We start from the raw sequence: 17,883 nt of genomic DNA on the forward strand, positions 1-17,883 counted from the left end.
GTCCGCGAGGTCAGGTCTCGGTGAGACACCTGCCCCACCCCCATCCCCTCCCCTGAAGGGGAGGGGCGATTTTGGTCACGCCAGTCCCAGTCCGGCGACGACCAGATCGATCAACTTGATCCCCACGAACGGCGCGACCACGCCGCCCAGGCCGTAGATCGCCAGGTTGCGGGCAAGCAGCGGGCCAGCGCCGATCGGCCGATACTTCACGCCCTTCAGCGCCAGCGGAACGAGGCACGGGATGATCAGCGCGTTGAAGATGATCGCCGAGAGGATCGCGCTTTGCGGGCTCGCGAGCTGCATCACGTTGAGCACGCCGAGCGACGGATAAAGCGCGATGAACATCGCCGGGATGATCGCGAAATACTTCGCGATATCGTTCGCCACCGAGAAGGTGGTCAGCGCGCCACGCGTCATCAGCAGCTGCTTGCCGAGGCCGACGATCTCGATGAGCTTGGTCGGATCGCTGTCGAGATCGACCATGTTGCCCGCCTCGCGCGCGGCCTGGGTGCCGGTGTTCATCGCCACGCCGACGTCCGACTGGGCGAGCGCCGGGGCGTCGTTGGTGCCGTCGCCGCACATCGCGACCAGGCGCCCGCCCTGCTGCTCCTTGCGGATCAGCGCGAGCTTGTCCTCCGGGGTGGCTTCCGCGAGGAAGTCATCCACGCCTGCCTCGGCCGCGATCGCCGCAGCGGTCAGCGGGTTGTCGCCGGTGATCATCACCGTGCGGATGCCCATCCGGCGCAGCTCGCCGAACCGCTCGCGCACGCCGGCCTTCACCACGTCCTTGAGCGCGATCACGCCGAGCAGCCGGCCATCCTCGGCCACCGCGAGCGGGGTCTGCCCCTGGCGGGCAATCTCTTCCGAAACGCGGCGCATGTCGCCGGCCACTGCGGTGTCGCCCAGCCCCGGATGGGCGCGCAGGATCGCATCGACCGCGCCCTTCTGGATCAGGTTCTCGCCCATGCGAACACCCGAGATGCGGGTCTGCGCGGTGAACGGAATGATCTCCGCGCCTTCGGGCAGTGCCTTGGTCGCGACCGCGTACTTGCCCTGGGCGAGCGTGACGACCGAACGACCTTCGGGCGTCTCGTCGGCAAGGCTGGCGAGCAAGGCAGCCCGTGCCAGCTCGTCGGTCGAGATGCCGCCCAGCGGGCGGAACTCGCTGGCCGCACGGTCACCGATGGTGATCGTGCCGGTCTTGTCGAGCAGCAGCACGTCGATGTCGCCAGCCGCTTCCACCGCGCGGCCCGACTTGGCGAGCACGTTGAAGCGGACGAGACGGTCCATGCCGGCGATGCCGATCGCCGAGAGCAAGGCCGCGATCGTGGTCGGGATCAGGGTGATCAGCAGCGCCGCCAGGATCGCCACCGGCACCTGGCCACCAGCGTAGGACGCGAAGCCCGGGATGGTCGAGACGGCAATCAGGAAGATGATCGTCAGGCCAACGAGCAGGATCGTCAGCGCGATCTCGTTCGGGGTCTTCTGGCGCTCGGCGCCTTCGACCAGCGCGATCATGCGATCGAGGAAGCCCTGGCCCGGCTCCTGGGTGACGCGGACCTTGATCTGGTCCGAGATCACCCGGGTACCGGCGGTCACGGCCGAGCGATCGCCGCCCGCCTCGCGGATCACCGGCGCGCTTTCGCCGGTGATCGCGCTTTCGTTGACCGAGGCGACGCCTTCGATCACCTCGCCGTCCGCCGGGATCAGGTCACCGGTATGGACGAGGACGATTTCGCCCTTCTTGAGCTGCGAGGCGGGAACGGTCTTGCCGTTCGGGAGCTTCGCGGTGAGCTCGGACTTGGTGGCGCGCAGCGAGGCGGCCTGGGCACGACCCCTGCCCTCCGCCAGCGCCTCGGCAAAGGTGCCGAACAACACGGTGAGCCAGAGCCAGACGATCAGCTGGATCTGGAAGCCCAGCGTCAGGCTGGTGCCGCCGATGAACAGCAGCATGGTGAGCAGCAGCGCCACCACGGCGGTGGTGAAGAGCACGGGGTTCTTCACCAGCTGGCGTGGATCGAGCTTCTTGAACGCGTCGCCGATGGCAGGGCCGATCAGGGACGGCGTGAACATGGTTGCGGTCGTCATGGAATTGGACCTCAGAAGAGCTGGCCATGGATCATCGCGAGATGATCGGCGATGGGACCGAGCGCGAGGCTGGGGAGGAACGTCAGGCCGCCCAGCACCAGGATGATGCCGACGAGCAGGCCGATCCAGAGCAGGCCGGTGGTCGGGAACGAACCGGCGCTCTCGGGGTGCACCTTCTTCGCGGCCAGGCTGCCGGCGATGGCGAGCACGGGCACGATGATGAAGAAGCGGCCCACCCACATCGCGACGCCCAGCAGCCCGTTGTAGAAGGGCGTGCCCGAAGTGATGCCGGCGAATGCCGAGCCGTTATTGGCGGCAGCGGAGGTGAAGGCGTAGAGTATCTCGCTGAAGCCGTGCGGCCCCTTGTTGAGCGGCCCCGCCAGGCCCGCGGGCAAGACCGAGGCAAGCGCGGTTCCGCCCAGGATCATCAGCGGCAGCACCGCGATGGCGAGGACGGCGAACTTCACTTCGCGGCTCTCGATCTTCTTGCCGACATATTCCGGCGTGCGCCCGACCATCAGGCCCGCGACGAACACCGCGAGGATGGCGAAGAGCAGGAAGCCGTAGATGCCCGCGCCGACGCCACCGACCACGACTTCGCCGAGCTGCATGTTGAACAGCGGCACCAGCCCGCCGATCGCGGTGAAGCTGTCGTGCATCGCATTGACCGCGCCGCACGAGGCCGCGGTGGTCACGGTGGCGAAGAGCGCGCTCGCGGCGATGCCGAAGCGGGTTTCCTTGCCTTCCATGTTGCCGCCCGGCAGGCCCAGGTGATGCAGCACGGGGTTACCGGCGGCTTCCTGCCAATAGGTCACGCCCGCGCCGATCAGGAACAGGGTGAGCATCGCGGCGAGGATCGCCCAGCCCTGACGGGCGTTACCCACCGCCTTGCCGAAGGTGTAGGTCAGGCCGACGCCGAGGACGAAGATCGACAGCATCTGGATGAAGTTGGTCAGCGCGCTCGGGTTCTCGAACGGATGCGCCGAGTTGGCGTTGAAGAAGCCGCCGCCATTGGTGCCGAGCATCTTGATCGCTTCCTGCGAAGCGACCGGCCCGAGCACGATCGACTGCTTGGCGCCCTCGAGCGTGGTCGCATCGACGATCGTGCCGAAGGTCTGCGGCACGCCGCTGGCGATCAGGTAGATCGCATAGGCCACGCAGATCGGCAGCAGGACGTAGAGCGTCACGCGGGTCATGTCGGCCCAGAAATTGCCGATGCCCGAGGCCTGCTTGCGGGCGAAGCCGCGGAACAGCGCGAAGGCGATGGCGATACCGGTGGCCGCCGACAGGAAGTTGTGGATGGTCAGCCCCAGCATCTGGCTGAGGTTCGAGAGCGCACCCTCGCCTGCATACCATTGCCAGTTGGTGTTGGTGGTGAAGCTGATCGCCACGTTCATCGCGCCGTCGGGCGAGAGGCCGGCGAGCCCGCGCGGGTTCATCGGCAGCACGTCCTGGAAGCGCAGCACGAGATAGGTGAAGAGCAAAGTCACCAGCTGGAAGGCCAGCATGTGCAGCGCATAGCGACGCCAGCTCTGCTCGGCGTTGGGATCGACGCCGGCAAGCTTGTAGAAGCCGCGCTCGACCGGGCCGAGCACGGTGTGGAGCGGCGTGCGCCGCCCTTCATAAATGGCGAACAGCCACAGCCCCACCGGCTTTGCGAGCGCGACGAGGATGAGCGTGAAGACGAGGATCAGCATCCAGCCCTGGACGGTCATGGAAGGCTCCGATCAGAAACGCTCGGGCCGGACGAGCACGGCCACGAGATAAAGGAGCAGGCCCAGCGCTGTGAGCCCGGCGAGAAGTAGCGGTAGCGGCATGGTGGTTCTCCTCAGGCCTGGTCGCAGAGGCGGACACAGGCGAGGGTGAGCAGGAACAGCCCTGCCAACACCCCCAGCCAGATCAGGTCGGTCATGGTTTTCTTCCCTATTGGCGGCGATCGAAGCGGGTCTTGTCGAAGCGAATGTGGCGGGGCGGCACCGGTATCAGCCGGAACAGGCCGGGCCCCTCGATCAACAGCGCCCAACCGAGCGTCCAGGCGACGACGCCCGAAAGGGCTTCGCCAAATTCAGCCGGAGTGGCGTTGTGCTGCGGTGGACGATTCATCGAAACGACGAGCGTCCAAACCGCAAGCGCGCAGGCGCCGAGCAGCAATACGCCGCCGAAGCGCAGCCAAAGCTGCGCAGGCCAGCCGCCCTCGCCTTGTTCCATCCGACGCAACAACACCCACACGGTGAGACTCCCACATTGGTCGGCTCGCGATGTGGTCTCGGGGGGAGTTAAGGTTCCACGGGGAAGTTGGAACCCACCATAAAGATTCCATAAAATCGTTGGCTGAGGCCGGAACCTCTGGATACTAGGCGGGTTCGACGGCGCCGAGGGCGGTGCCGGCAAACGAAAGATTCGCCTTGGAAGCGACACAAGCGGCCGATCAGCACGGCCATCAGGATCGGCTCGGCACGCTCGCAGTGGGTGCGATCGGGGTCGTGTTCGGCGATATCGGCACCTCGCCGCTCTATTCGCTCAAGGAAAGCTTCATCGGCCACCATCCGCTGGCGGTGGATCGCGCGCATATCTTCGGGGTGCTGTCGCTGGTCTTCTGGACGATGATGCTGGTGGTCACCGTCAAGTACGTCTTCATCATCCTGCGCGCCGACAACAAGGGCGAAGGCGGCAGCCTGGCGCTGCTGGCCCTGATCCAGCGCAAGCTGGGCGAAACCCGCTGGACGCCCTGGATCGTCGCGCTCGGCGTGATCGCCACCGCGCTCTTCTATGGCGATGCGATCATCACACCTGCGGTCTCGGTGCTCTCCGCGGTCGAGGGCCTCGCCACGGTCCAGGGTTCGCTGTCCCAGCTCGTGCTGCCGATCAGCATCGTCATCCTGATCGGCCTGTTCGCCATCCAGTCGCACGGCACCGCGCGGGTGGGCCGGTTGTTCGGCCCGGTGATGATCTTCTACTTCATCGTGATCGCGGTGCTCGGCGTGGTCGGCATCGCCAAGAGCCCCGACATCCTCTGGGCGCTCAATCCCTGGTACGCGCTCCATTTCTTCACGCTCGATCCGCTGCTCGCCTTCCTGGCGCTGGGATCTGTGGTGCTGGCGGTGACCGGCGCCGAAGCGCTCTATGCAGACATGGGCCATTTCGGGCGCAAGGCGATCATGGTCTCCTGGCTCTACATCGCCTTCCCCTGCCTGATGCTCAACTATCTCGGCCAGTCGGCGCTGCTGCTGAGCAGCCCGGCCTCGGTGGAGAACCCGTTCTTCCTGCTGGCGCCCGAATGGGCCCGCCTCCCCCTCGTCATCCTCGCGACCGCGGCAACGGTGATCGCCAGCCAGGCGGTGATCTCGGGCGCCTTCTCGGTCACCCAGCAGGCGGTCCAGCTCGGCTTCCTGCCCCGCCTGCGCATCCTCCACACCAGCGCGAAGGCGGCGGGGCAGATCTATGTGCCGCTCGCCAACTGGCTGCTGCTGATCATGGTGATCCTGCTCGTCCTCGGCTTCCGCAGCTCGAGCAACCTCGCCGCCGCCTATGGCATCGCGGTGACGGGCACGATGTTCATCACCGCCTGCATGCTCGGCGTGCTGACCTTCGCGGTGTGGAAATGGCCGCCGGTGCTGGCCGGCCTGGTCACCGGTGGCTTCCTGCTGATCGACGGGCTCTACTTCGCCTCGAACGTCACCAAGATTCCCGATGGCGGCTGGTTCCCGCTGCTCGTCGCCGCGATCGTCTTCATCCTGCTCACCACCTGGGCGACCGGCCGCAAGCTGGTCCGCGCGCGGCTGCACGAAGGTGCGATGCCGATCGAGATCTTCATCCAGTCCGCCGGCCATTCGGTCCAGCGCGTGGGCGGCACCGCGGTGTTCCTCGCCAGCACCGACGACATCCCGCCGGCGCTGCTCCACAACCTCAAGCACAACAAGGTGCTGCACGAGCGTGTGATCATCCTCACCGTCGCGATCGAGCAGGTGCCGCATGTCGCGCCCGAACAGCGCGCGGAAGTGAAGCCACTGGGCCAGGGCTTCTACCGTACGATCCTCCACTATGGCTTCATGGACGAGATCGACATTCCCCTGGCGCTGCACGCGCTCGGCGATGCCGCGGGCGAGAAGTTCAAGGCGATGGAGACCAGCTATTTCCTCGCCCGCCAGACGCTGATCGCCTCGTCGCGGCCCGGCATGGCGATCTGGCGCGAGAAGCTGTTCGCCTGGATGGTCCGCAACGCCGAAAGTGCGATGGAGTTCTTCAAGCTGCCGACCAACCGCGTCGTCGAGCTGGGCAGCCAGGTGGAGATCTGAAAGGCCCCGGGCCAATATTCAACAGTTCGTCATGCTGAACTCGTTTCAGCATCCAACCTTCTTCCAGAGGGTATCGCCGATGGAGGGTTGGACCCTGAAACAAGTTCAGGGTGACGGTCCAGATGGTCGGGCCAAAGCTTCCCCGCCGGACACAAAACAGCCGGCGCACGGAGGCGTGGCGCCGGCCAGGAAGTCAGGGAAACATGCCGGGGAAGACTGGAGCGACGCCGGGGCGCCGCTCCACTCCCTCCCCCCGAAGATCAGAAGATCATGCGCAGGCCCGCCGTGATGATCCGGCCGGTGCTGGCATAGGTCTGGGTCACCGGGCTCGCGGCGTACATGGTGCGGTACTGCGGCTCGTTGGTCATGTTGCGGCCCTCGAGCGACAGCTTGGCGAACTTCGTGACCGCGTAGGAGACCGCGAAGTCGATGTTCAGCTGGTCCTCGTTATAGCCGAAGTCCGCGAACACCGGCGAGTTGCAGGGGCCGCCGCCGACGGTGGTGGTGCCCACCGAGCAGGTGCCGGTCGCCAGAGGGAAACGGTTCACATAGCGGGTGCGATAGGCGCCCGAGACGCGCGCCGAGAACTTGCTGTCCTCATAGTAGAGCGTCGCGTTGAACGAGTCCGGCGAGGTGTTGAGGAACGGCCCTTCGGCATAGCTGTTCACCGCGGTGCCCGACACCGTCTGGCTGGTGTTGAGCACGGTGCCGGTCAGGTAGCTGAGGCTGGATTCGATGTGCGTGTAGTTCGCGGTCACGCCGAAATGCTTCAGGAAGCCCGGCAGGAAGAAGAAGTCGGTCTGCAGATTGACTTCGATGCCCTTGATGTCGCCGCCCGGCGCGTCCTGGTACTGGCGCACTGCCCAGGTACCGCCGCTGGTGGTGTAGTTCAGCAGCGCCGGGTTGGTGATGAAGGTCAGCACCTGCTGGTAGACATCGGGCTCGAACACCGCCGATAGCGGGGCCTCGAGCGCGATCTGCTGCGGGAAGGTATCGATCTTCTTCTTGAACAGGTTGACCGCGAGCAGCCCGTTGTGCGCGAAATACTTTTCGAAGCTCAGGTCGAGGTTCGTCGCGCGGAACGGGTTGAGATAGGGGTTGCCCACCGTCAGCGACGGCGCCGTGCCGTTCGCGTTCAGGCTGGTGGTGAAGGCCGTGGTGCCCGGCGTCAGGCTCGCGAGCTGCGGGCGCGACATCACCTTGGAAGCGGCGAAGCGGATCAGGAAGTTGTCGGCAACTTCCCAGTTCGCGTTCATCGAGGGCAGCCAGTCCCAATATTCGTTCTTGGCGGTCACCGCGAGGCCGGCGACGCCATCGGCGCCGCCGACATTGCCCGAGCCCGAGACCCGGGTATTGGCAACGCGCAGGCCGACATTGCCGCGCAGCGGACGGCCGAGCAGGTTCACGTTATAATCGACCTGGAAGAAGCCCGAGACGTCGGTCTCGGTCACGCCCGAGCGCTGACGCCCGTCGACCACCGCGCGGAAATCGCCCCACTTGTTCACGCAGTTGCAGTTGATGCCGAACTGATTGATGAACTTGTTGATATCCGGCGCATAATAGCTGGTCGGCGTGCCCTGCGACACGGTCAGCCCCTTGCCGAAGCCGATGGTCTGGCCAAGATCGGTGATGCTGAGCTTGGATTCCGCCAGCGTCGGGTTGATCGCCTCGATCGACTGGTTGCGGCGGCCCTGGTCGCCGACATAGGCGAATTCCTTGGCCGTGCCGCCGAAGCGGATCGACATCTCGGGCAGCGCTTCATAGGTGAAGTTGACCCGCGCCACCTTGAACTCGTTGTCCACGCTGTTGGTGAAGTAGCGGATCGTCGAAAGACCCTTCACCAGCGTCCAGTTGTTCGGGTTCGCAACGTCGAAGCCCGGGTTGAACACCGGCATCTTGCCGTCGCCGCGCGCGTCGAAGGTGTAGCCGTCCTTGTCGATCGCGTTGAACTCGGCGAGCAGGCCATATGCGCGGAATTCGGACTTGGACCAGCCGCCGGTCGCATCGGCATAGAAGCCCGGCGCGAACTCCTGGTGGACGTTCAGCGTCACCTGCTTGAAGTCGGTGCGGCCATACTGGGTGTCGGCGAAGCTGCGCCAGTCGACATCGTCGAGCACCATATAGTCGGCCTGGCCGGCGCCATTGACATGCGCTTCGCGGATCTTGGTGTTCGGGCGGCCGAGCAGCTCGTTGTAATAGCCGGTCTGGTTCGCGGTCGCGACATAGCCGGGCGAGGCCGGATTGTTGTAATAGTCGAACGGGTTGAGGTTGTTCGGGTTGAGGCTGTTGAAATAGCCCGTCAGCGGCGTCTGGCCGACGCCGTTGCCCGCCTGGTCGCCGTTGCAGTCGATGATCGCGCTCGGCACGCAGTTCGCATAGAGCGCGACGCGGTCGGCATAGCCATTGGCGGTGCCGACGGCGCGCAGGCCGGCGGTGCCGGTGCCGACGACGCGGGCATTGGTGCCGTTGCGGTTCAGGCCGATCGGCGTGATGCCGGTGTTGTTGCTGTTCTGGTCGTAGCGCGAGAAGACGCCGTCGAGCGTGATCTCGGTGCCCGGGCCCGGCTTCCACTGCATCGTCGCGGTGGCGCCGATGCGCTCATAGTCGAGATACTGGCGGCCGACCGAGGGCAGGCCCGGGATGATCGTCGTCGGGGTGACCGCGGCATAGGCCGTCGGGTCCGAGCCGAAGGTCGCGCCGGTGCCCTGGTTGCTCGGGCGGGCGAAGCCGAAGACGTTCGGCGTGATGCCGGCGATCTGCGAGTTGCGATAGGTGTATTCGAACACGCCGATATTGCGGCGATAGGCGTCGATCTGCTGGTCCTGCTTCTGGTACGCGCCCGAGACCAGGATGCCGAAATTGTCGGTCACGCGCACCGAGGCGAGGCCGGTGAAGCGCGGGTTCCAGCTCTTGCCGTTCTCGCGATACTCGGCCTCGGCGCCCACGGCGAAGCGGTTCTTCTTGTACGAGAGCGGGCGGCCGGTGGTCAGGTCGATGATCGCGCCCAGCGAGCCTTCGTCATTCTCCGCCGCGGTCGACTTGGTCACCTTGATGCCGCCGAACAGTTCCGAGGCGAAGGTGTTGAAGTCGAAGCCGCGCGAGCGGTTCGCGCCGGCGTCGGACTGGTTGCCGCCCGCGATGTTCTGGGCATCGGCGCCGTTCAGGCGCACCGCCTGGAAGTCGCCGCCCAGGCCGCGCACGGTGATCGTGCGGCCTTCGCCATTGTCGCGGTCGATCGAGACGCCCGGCAGGCGCTGGATCGATTCCGCCAGGTTCGCGTCGGGGAAGTCGGCGATGTCCTCGGCGGTGATCGCGTCGACGATCTGGTTCGAGTTGCGCTTGATGTTGACCGAATTGGCCAGCGAGGCGCGGAAACCGGTGACAACGATCGCATCGCCGCTCTCGGTCTGGTCCTGCGGCCGCGCCTGCGGATCGTCCTGCGTGGTCGCGGCCACCGCCGTGGTGGCTTCGGTGGTCTGTGCCCAGGCCGGCGCCGCCATCAGCAGCGCAAGGCCGAGCGCGCCGAGCGCCGTCGTGCCGCGCAGCGCCGAACGGCGTGCAACCAGGGTGTCAGCGGTAGAAAGCATAATTCCTCCCCCAAAGGTCTTTTCATCGACAAGCACTGGTCGATGCGCCCATTGGGAAGCCTGGAATCAGGGTGCGACGCAGCATCGCGGAAAACGACATGAGCCGCCCCGCAAGTTCCAGCCATGTCGCGACTTGCCCCCTCCCACGCCCCGCATGCAGATCTTCGTGTCCACTTGGGCGCAAGCGTATCAGTCACGCTTGTTCACGCTATCAATCTCGCGCCCGGCCACCGATGTCAACCGGTGTCATTGAACTAAATGTCACAATTCCGGGATTGCGGCATTTCAGCAACATCGGGGAAATGCTGCTGTGCAGCGCAGGCTCAGCCCTCGCGCGGCGGCGCCACCGAAGCGCGGTGGATCAGCGTCGAGGGGAAGAGCGAAGGCTCCTCGACGGCATTGTCGTCCCCGCCGAAAAAGTCCGCGAGCAGCTTGAGCGCAGCCGAGCGCGCCATCGAGATGATCGGCCAGTGCACCGTCGTCATCGGCGGCCAGATATGCGAGGCGATCGCGGTATCGTCGAAGCCGATGATCGACAGGTCCTCGGGCACGCTCATCCCCCGCCGGCGCGCGGCATGCAGCGTCGCGGCCGCCATCTCGTCGTTCGAGGCGAAGATCGCGGTCGGTCGCGGCGACAGGTCGAGCAGCCGGTCGGCTGCGGCCAGCCCGGTCTCGAAGGTGTAGTTGCCGTCCGCGATCAGGCTGCGCGGCAGCTTGATCCCGGCCACTTCGAGCGCGTTCTCGAAGCCCTTGCGCCGTTCCCGGGCGGAGCGGAAGCCGTGCGGCCCGGCGATCAGGCCGATGCGGCGATGGCCGAGCGCGATCAGGTGGTTCACTGCCTCGGTCACCACGTCGCAGTCGTTCGAGGCGACCATATGCTCGGAGGAATCCAGCGTCGCCGAGCCCATGCGGACATAGCGGATGCCCAGCTCGCGGCAGAGCTCGGCCACCATCTCGTTCTCCGAGACCGGCGGCAGGAACATCACGCCGTAGAGCCTCTGGCGCTCGAGGAAGTTGCGCACATCCTCGAGCATCGTCGAGCTGCCGCGGTCGATCGGGCGAACGATCAGCTCGAACTCGGTATCGCGCATCGCCTCGAGCATGCCGGCCTGCACGTTCATCACCATCTGGGCGTTGGGATTGTCGTGGATCAGCCCGATCAGGAAGTTGCGCCGCAAGGCCAGCGCGCGTGCCTGGACATTGGGGACATAACCCAGCTCGCTGATCACCTGCTCGACCCGGGCACGGGTATCGCCGTTGAGCAACGGCGAGCGGTTGATCACCCGGCTGACGGTCTTCTTCGAGACGCCCGCAATACGCGCGACGTCGTTGATGGTGGGCTTTCCGGTTCTCTCCATCGGCCGAGCATAATGGCTCGCGGGACAAAGCGATACTTCATTATCGGCGCAGCAATATGGAAACCGGTGTCAAACGCTCTTACCGTCATCCCCGCGCAGGCGGGGATCCAGAGTCACGGGCGAGCCGGCAGAGAAACCCTGGATCCCCGCCTGCGCGGGGATGACGGAGAAAAGAACGCTGGGATGACGATCGCAGTGTCAGCTCCCCGGCTGGATATACGGCACCCTGCCCCACAGCTCGCGCTCCCATTTGCGCGGATCATGGACCAGCCGGCTGGGCGCATCGAACACCATCGTCGCGCGGCCGGGCAGCGTATAGGGCGCCCATGCGGGCAGCCCCTTCGCCACCGGCCGGCCGGTGCGCGCCAATGCGGCAAAGGCGCCCATCACCTGCGCGCTCAGCTTCTGCGCGGCGGCACCGGTGCCCGTGAACGATCCCGGTGCGTCGAGCGTGCCGAAGGCGAGCGCGATGTCCATCGTGTGCGGGGCGCCGCGCTCCGGCTTTGTCGGTGACTGGAAATCGACCTGATAGACCCAGGTGGACTTGGCGCCCGCCGCCGCCCGCGCATCCGCCTCGAGCCACTGGCCCGGCCAGCTGCGCCCCGCGGTGGTGGCCCGGTAGAAGAGCTGCTCCGGCGTATCCTGCGGGAAATGCGCGCGATACTGGGCGACCGCCCATTCGGGCAGCAGGTCCATCCGCAGCTCCGGGGCCATCCGCTCGGCGATATTGTCCCAGGTCAGCCCCTTCACCTTGGCCGAATTGGGATCGATGAAGGCGCGTGTCTCGTCATGCGTATTGCCCAGGATCATCGGGATCGACAGGCTCTGCGGATTGGCATCCGGCCAGAACGGGTGGCGGGTGAGCCACTTCATGTCGAGCACCGGCCCGAAATAGAGGCCACCGCCCAGGATCGGATCGGTCGCGTCGAGCGCATCGACCAGCTTCTCCACCGGCATGTCGAGCAGCGGCTGGAGATTGTCCTCCTTCACCCCCAGCTTCGCCAGATAGGCCTGGGCGCGCCTGGTGGCGTTCATCGGACCCGAGGCGGTCACCTGCTGCCCGCTCATCGTCGCCGCAGAGTGGAACAGGCCCTTCGCCGCCGGCATGCCCATCAGCGTCGCGATCTTGGCACCGCCGCCCGACTGGCCGAAGGCGAACACCCGCTTGGGATCGCCCCCGAACGCCGCGATATTCTCCCGCACCCATTGCAGCGCGAGGATCAGATCGAGCTGGCCGAGATTGCCGCTGTCCGCGAAACGCGGATCGAAGCGGGCGAGATAGAGATAACCGAGAGCGTTGAGCCGGTGATTGACCGTCACCACCACCACATCCTCGGTCGCGGCGAGCTTCGCGCCATCGTTGAGCGGCACGGTGACGGTGCCGTTGGAATAGGCGCCGCCGTGGATGTAGAGCATCACGGGCTTCGTCGCCCGCGGGTCGGCGCCCTCGGGCATCCAGATGTTGAGGAACAGACAGTCCTCGGACGCCGGCTGATCGCCCTTCCCCTGCGGGCAGATCGGCCCGAACTTGTCGGCGCGATAACCCGTCACCCGCGGTGCCGGCCTGGGCGCGCGGAAGCGCTCGGCGACACCGTAGCGAATGCCCTTGAACGACCAGACCTTCCGCGCCTCGTCATAGCCGCCGGCGGAGAAGTCTCCGGCAGGGCATCGCACAAACGCGGCACGGGCATCCGCACCATAGCTGTCCTGCGCCAACACCGCGCGCGGCGCCATTGTGAGCGCGGCCCCACCCGCCAGAACCGAACGCCTCGATACGCCACTCATTGACCCGCTCCCGTGATGATATGTCCCGTCGCTTCCTCGATCCGGCCGAGTGCCTCGCGGGTAAGCGCCGCCTGGCGCCCCGCTTCCTCGGCCTCGCCGGCAAGCCGCCCGACCTCGAGGCTGATCGTCGCGATCAGCGCGGCGATCTCGCGCGAGGAGACCGCCGTCTCGTCGATCGAGGCGAGGATGCCCGCCACGGTCGCCATCTGCGCTTCCATCTCGCCCGATACCGCGCGCACCCGTGCCAGCAGTTCGGTGACCACGCCCAGGATCGCGCGATTGGTCTCCGCCATCGCGCCGCTCGCGGCCTGGGCCTCGCGAACGGTCGCGGTGATGTCGCCGCTCGCATTGGCCGCCTGGTCGGCGAGGCTGCGCACTTCCTGCGCCACCACCGCGAAACCGCGTCCGCTATCGCCTGCCCGCGCCGCCTCGATGCTGGCGTTCAAGGCAAGCAGCTTGGTCTGATGGGCGATGCGCGAGATCAGCGTGACCACGTCCTCGATCCGGGCATTGTGCGCGGCAAGGCTCTCGGCGCTCTCCTTGCCCTTGAGCGCGATCGCATCGGCATTGCCCGCCACTTCGGCGGCGGCGGACGCATCCTCGCGGGCGCGTTCATAGGCGGTGATCAGCCCGGCGGCGCTGCGCGCGGATTCCCCCATCGCCACCGCGGCCTGGTCGGCAGCGGAGGCCACTTCCGAAGCGGGTGCCCGCAGGCTGAGCAGATCGGCGGCGCTGCGTTCGGTGAACTGGGCGATCTCGCGGCTTGCCCGCGCGGTGCTGGCGATCGATTCGGTGAGCTCGGCCCGCACATCCGCCAGCTCCTGCCGGCGCACGGCCTGCGCGCGCAGCCGGGCGATCTGGCGAAGGCGGCTGGCGATGATCTCGAACTCGATCACTGCAAGCTTCTGGGTTGCCCGCGTCAGCCGCTCGAGCTGGTCGGGATCGCGGCTCAGCTCGAAGAACAGCGCATGGATATGCATCTGCGCGACCAGCATCGAGGCCGCGACGGTGGAGAATTCCAGCCCGTCCTCGGCGATGCGATCGGCCTCGGCGACGATCCGGTCCAGCCAGGCCTGGTCGATCGACCGCGACAGCTTGGCGCGGGCATAGTCCACCCGGCTCTGGACCAGCGCATCGGGCACGGCCGTGCCCGCGCGCCGTTCCAGCAGCTCGCGCGCCACGCCCGCGATATGCGGCTCGATGAAGCGCCAGGCCTCGGCCAGTTCGGCCTCGAACTGCGCGTCGATCGCATAGGCAGTGCGCAGCTGCGCGGCGTCACGGTCTTCGGACGCCGCCTCAGCGGCGAGTAAGAAATGCTCTCCCATCGGCTATCCCCACCCTCTCCGGGGCGATATTTCGCCTCCGGCAGATCATCGGCGGACGTCGAACCCGCCTTCGCTGAATGCGGCCAGATCGGCACGCGTGAACAGGCTCGCATCGCCCGGCAGCGAATGCTTGAGCGCGGTGAGCGCCAGCCCCGCTTCGGCCGCGGCCTTCGCGTCGCCGCCGCTCTCGATCAGGCCGTGCAGCACACCAGCAGCAAAGGCATCGCCCGCGCCGATACGATCCACGATGCCGGCGATCAGAACTTCGTCGGTCTGGTAGCCGCCGGCGCGCGTATCGACCCGTGCCGAGACCCGGTGGCTGTCGGCATCGTCGACATGGCGCGCGGTGTTGGCGATCGTCTGGAGCTTCGGGAAAGCTGCGAACGCAGCCTCCGCCGCCTCGCGCCGGCGATCGGCGCCGTCGCCCGAGAATTCGCGCCCGAGCAGCAGCGAGATGTCGCGGTGGTTGCCGAACAGCAGGTCGGCATGGCCGATCAGCTGGGTCAGCACCGCCTTGGGATCGCTGTCCCAGCTTTCCCACAGCTTCGCGCGGTAATTGCCGTCGAACGACACCGGGATGCCCCGGGCGGCGGCAGCTTCCGCCGCGGCGATCGCGGCGCTGGCGGTATTGTGGCCAAGCGCGGGCGTGATGCCCGACAGATGCAGCCGGGTGGCGCCTTCGAGCAGCACGTCCCAGTCCCAGACATCGGCCGGGCGCTCGGCGAACACCGAATGCGCACGGTCATAGACGATATCGGAAGCGCGCAGCCCCGCGCCCTGGGTCAGGAAATACAGGCCGAGCCGGCCGGGTGCCGAGACGATCGTCGAGGTATCGACACCGCGCCGGCGCAGCTCGCCGATCGCCGCCGCGCCCAGCGCATTGTCCGCCACCACGCTGATCATCCGGACCTTGTGGCCAAGACAGGCCAGGCCGGTGGCGACATTCGCCTCGGCCCCGGCAACGTTCACGTCGAGCTTCGGCGTCTGCAGCAGCAACTCGCGCCCGGGCGCCGAGAGCCGCAGCATCAGCTCACCGAAAAAGACGATGCTCATCGCGCCAGCCACCCGCCGTCGACGGCAAGGATATGGCCCTGGATATAGTCGGCCGCCGAGGAAGCGAGGAAAACTGCCGCGCCGCCCATGTCTTCCGGCGAGCCCCAGCGTCCGGCGGGGATGCGTTCCATGATCTGGCGGTTGCGCGTCTCGTCCGCCTGCAGCGCCGCCGTGTTGTTGGTGGCGATGTAGCCCGGGGCGATCGCGTTCACGTTGATGCCCTTGGTCGCCCATTCATTGGCGAGCAGCTTGGTGAGGCCGCCGATGCCCGATTTGGACGCGGTGTAGCTCGGCACGCGGATGCCGCCCTGGAAGGTGAGCATCGACGCGATGTTGATGATCTTGCCGCCGCCATTGGCGACCATGTGCCGGCCGGCGGCCTGGCAGAGGAAGAACACCGACTTGAGGTTGGTGTCGACCACCGCGTCCCAATCCTCCTCGGTGAAATCGAGGCTGTCGTTGCGGCGGATGATGCCGGCATTGTTGACCAGGATGTTGAGCCCGCCCAACTTATCCACAGCTTCATCCACAACCCTGCCCACAGGCTCGATGCTCGAGAGATCGGCCGAGATGATCTCCGCCTTGCGGCCGAGCGCGCGGACCTTCTCGACGGTTTCCTGCGCCCGGGTGCGGCCCACGGCGGCGATATCCGCGCCAGCGGCGGCAAGCGCCAGGGCGATGCCCTGGCCGATGCCGGTATTGGCGCCGGTCACCACGGCAACCTTGCCGGAAAGATCGAAGGGATTGGTCATTGCTTCTCTCGCTCGCCTCCCGTGCGGGAGGTGTCGGGTGGGTGTTTGGAAGGGTAGCGGGCGCCGATCGGCGCCGCCCGCTCCGGGGTCTCGGCTCAAGCCAGCTGGCAGATGTCCATGACGTTCATGTCGGTATAGTCCTGGTTCTCGCCGGCCATCGCCCAGATGAAGGTATAGGCGCGCGTGCCCGAGCCCATATGGACCGACCAGGGCGGCGAGATCACCGCTTCCTGGTTCGCGATCACGATATGGCGAAGCGCGTCCGGCTCCCCCATATAGTGGAAGACGCGGTCGTTCTCGCCCAGGTCGGTGTAGAGGTAGATTTCCGAGCGCCGCTCATGGACGTGGCACGGCATGGTGTTCCACACCGAGCCCGGCTTGAGCGTGGTCAGGCCCATCACCAGCTGTGCGCTGTCGCACACGCCGGGGATGACGAGCTGGTAGATCGAGCGCTCGTTCGACTCTTCCAGGCTGCCGCGGTCGAGCCGGTTGGCGTCGGCGATGCCCAGCTTGCGGGTGGTGAATGCCTTGTGGGCGGGGCAGGATACCAGATAATAGCGCGCGCCGGCGCCCGCGAACCGCACATCCGCCGCGCCCATGGTCACATACAGGCAATCCTTGTTGCCCAGTTCGAATCCCTCCCCATCAACGGTGACCGTCCCAGATTCGCCAATATTGACCACCGCCAGCTCGCGGCGCTCCAGGAACGGATGCCCCGCCGCAGATGCCGGCTCGACCTGGTCGGGCAGCTTGATGCTGCCCGAACCCGGCGTCGCCCCGCCGATCACCATGCGATCCGCATGGGTGTAGTTCAGCACGACCTCACCGTCCCGGAACAGGTCCGTGATCAGATAGCGGTCGCGCAGTTCCTCGTTCGATACGCACTCCATCATGTCGGGGTGCGTGGCGTAATAGGTCCGTTCGAACATGGCGGGGCTCCGTTGGGTCAACCGGTAACGAGAAGGTTCAGGCGGGTTCGGCTTCGCGTGCGGTCACGCTCTTCAGATACGCGCTGATCTCGGCGTCCTGCGAATTGGCGTAGAAATACTCGGCGAACTTCTCGCCTGCGATCGCGGCACGCAACAGGTCCTGGTCGACGTTCTTGAGGACGGTCAGCATGTCGTTGCAGGTCACCGCCTTGAGATCCTTCAGGATGCCGCGGTTTTTGCGCATGATCTCGGCGCGCTCCTTCGGGTAGCCGAGGCCGCGCTCGCCGTCGAACAGCTTGGCGTAGACGTCCTTGAGGTTCAGCTCGGCGGCCCAACCGAAACCCTTGGCATAGGGCATCGAGATGGCGTTGCCGTCGTTGATCTGGCCGAACAGGAAGGCGTCGGTCGGGTCGATGACCAGGCCGCAGAACACGCCGGGCATCGCGTTGCAGGCAAGCATCGCGCCCATGCCGGTGCCGCAGCCGGTGACGACGAAGTCCGCCGCGCCCGAATTGAGCAGGATGCCGGCGAGCAGGCCGTTCATCACATAGGTCAGCGAGGCATCGTCCTCGGCCGAATACATGCCGTAGTTGAAGACCTGATGGCCCAGCGGCTCGGCAACGCTGGTCAGCGCATCATGGATGATGCTGTTCTTGGCGGCCTGGCTGTTCTCGTTGATCAGCGCGATCTTCATGGTGCGGTTCCTCTAGT

13 protein-coding genes are annotated in these 17,883 nt (G+C 66.3%); 1 reads left to right on the forward strand and 12 read right to left on the reverse strand.

The genetic code is table 11. The annotated features are described in order from the left end of the window. Positions 1 to 75 precede the first annotated feature (75 nt). The 4 genes from kdpB to AAHM44_RS01270 all read right to left on the reverse strand — a co-directional run bounded on the left by kdpB (position 76) and on the right by AAHM44_RS01270 (position 4,317). Positions 76 to 2,088, reverse strand: coding sequence for a potassium-transporting ATPase subunit KdpB (kdpB, locus tag AAHM44_RS01255; protein ID WP_342248741.1), 2,013 nt, complete (start codon positions 2,086 to 2,088; stop codon positions 76 to 78). A gap of 11 nt (positions 2,089 to 2,099) precedes the next feature. Continuing rightward, positions 2,100 to 3,803 (reverse strand): potassium-transporting ATPase subunit KdpA, encoded by a 1,704-nt coding sequence (gene kdpA / locus AAHM44_RS01260; protein ID WP_342248742.1) that lies wholly within the window; start codon positions 3,801 to 3,803, stop codon positions 2,100 to 2,102. 12 nt (positions 3,804 to 3,815) lie between these two features. After that, on the reverse strand, positions 3,816 to 3,905 hold the full coding sequence (locus AAHM44_RS01265; RefSeq protein WP_116840353.1) for a potassium-transporting ATPase subunit F: 90 nt from the start codon (positions 3,903 to 3,905) through the stop codon (positions 3,816 to 3,818). Between the two features lie 106 nt (positions 3,906 to 4,011). Then, a complete protein-coding gene (locus tag AAHM44_RS01270) occupies positions 4,012 to 4,317 on the reverse strand; it encodes a hypothetical protein (RefSeq protein ID WP_184168019.1) in 306 nt (101 codons plus the stop codon). A gap of 176 nt (positions 4,318 to 4,493) precedes the next feature. Between AAHM44_RS01270 and AAHM44_RS01275 the strand changes: the two genes are divergently transcribed. After that, positions 4,494 to 6,383 carry a potassium transporter Kup gene (locus AAHM44_RS01275; protein ID WP_342248743.1) on the forward strand — a complete coding sequence of 630 codons (1,890 nt, stop codon included), beginning with the start codon at positions 4,494 to 4,496 and terminating at the stop codon, positions 6,381 to 6,383. Positions 6,384 to 6,643: 260 nt separating this feature from the next. On the opposite strand, the gene AAHM44_RS01280 is transcribed toward AAHM44_RS01275, so the two are convergent. From AAHM44_RS01280 to AAHM44_RS01315, 8 genes are all read right to left on the reverse strand, one after another. After that, entirely contained in the window at positions 6,644 to 9,970 is a 3,327-nt protein-coding gene (locus tag AAHM44_RS01280; RefSeq protein WP_342248744.1) for a TonB-dependent receptor domain-containing protein, read from the reverse strand. 323 nt (positions 9,971 to 10,293) lie between these two features. Then, the gene (locus AAHM44_RS01285; protein WP_184168023.1) at positions 10,294 to 11,328 is read right to left on the reverse strand and encodes a LacI family DNA-binding transcriptional regulator; all 1,035 of its coding nucleotides are present in this window, start codon (positions 11,326 to 11,328) and stop codon (positions 10,294 to 10,296) included. Between the two features lie 198 nt (positions 11,329 to 11,526). Continuing rightward, the gene (locus AAHM44_RS01290; protein ID WP_269574657.1) at positions 11,527 to 13,113 is read right to left on the reverse strand and encodes a carboxylesterase/lipase family protein; all 1,587 of its coding nucleotides are present in this window, start codon (positions 13,111 to 13,113) and stop codon (positions 11,527 to 11,529) included. Beyond that, positions 13,110 to 14,438 carry a methyl-accepting chemotaxis protein gene (locus AAHM44_RS01295; protein WP_342248745.1) on the reverse strand — a complete coding sequence of 443 codons (1,329 nt, stop codon included), beginning with the start codon at positions 14,436 to 14,438 and terminating at the stop codon, positions 13,110 to 13,112. The genes AAHM44_RS01290 and AAHM44_RS01295 overlap by 4 nt, the downstream gene beginning before the upstream one ends. 45 nt (positions 14,439 to 14,483) lie before the next feature. Further along, positions 14,484 to 15,491, reverse strand: coding sequence for a sugar kinase (locus tag AAHM44_RS01300; RefSeq protein WP_342248746.1), 1,008 nt, complete (start codon positions 15,489 to 15,491; stop codon positions 14,484 to 14,486). Further along, entirely contained in the window at positions 15,488 to 16,243 is a 756-nt protein-coding gene (kduD, locus tag AAHM44_RS01305; protein WP_342248747.1) for a 2-dehydro-3-deoxy-D-gluconate 5-dehydrogenase KduD, read from the reverse strand. Before kduD ends, AAHM44_RS01300 begins: the two co-directional genes overlap by 4 nt. 95 nt (positions 16,244 to 16,338) lie before the next feature. Beyond that, positions 16,339 to 17,172, reverse strand: a complete 834-nt coding sequence (kduI, locus tag AAHM44_RS01310) for a 5-dehydro-4-deoxy-D-glucuronate isomerase (protein ID WP_269574653.1) — start codon at positions 17,170 to 17,172, stop codon at positions 16,339 to 16,341. Between the two features lie 37 nt (positions 17,173 to 17,209). Further along, the gene (locus AAHM44_RS01315; RefSeq protein ID WP_342248748.1) at positions 17,210 to 17,866 is read right to left on the reverse strand and encodes an RpiB/LacA/LacB family sugar-phosphate isomerase; all 657 of its coding nucleotides are present in this window, start codon (positions 17,864 to 17,866) and stop codon (positions 17,210 to 17,212) included. Between the last annotated feature and the right edge of the window lie 17 nt (positions 17,867 to 17,883).

Source organism: Sphingomonas sp. OTU376 (assembly GCF_038440415.1).
Taxonomy (GTDB): Bacteria; Pseudomonadota; Alphaproteobacteria; order Sphingomonadales; family Sphingomonadaceae; genus Sphingomonas; species Sphingomonas kyeonggiensis_A.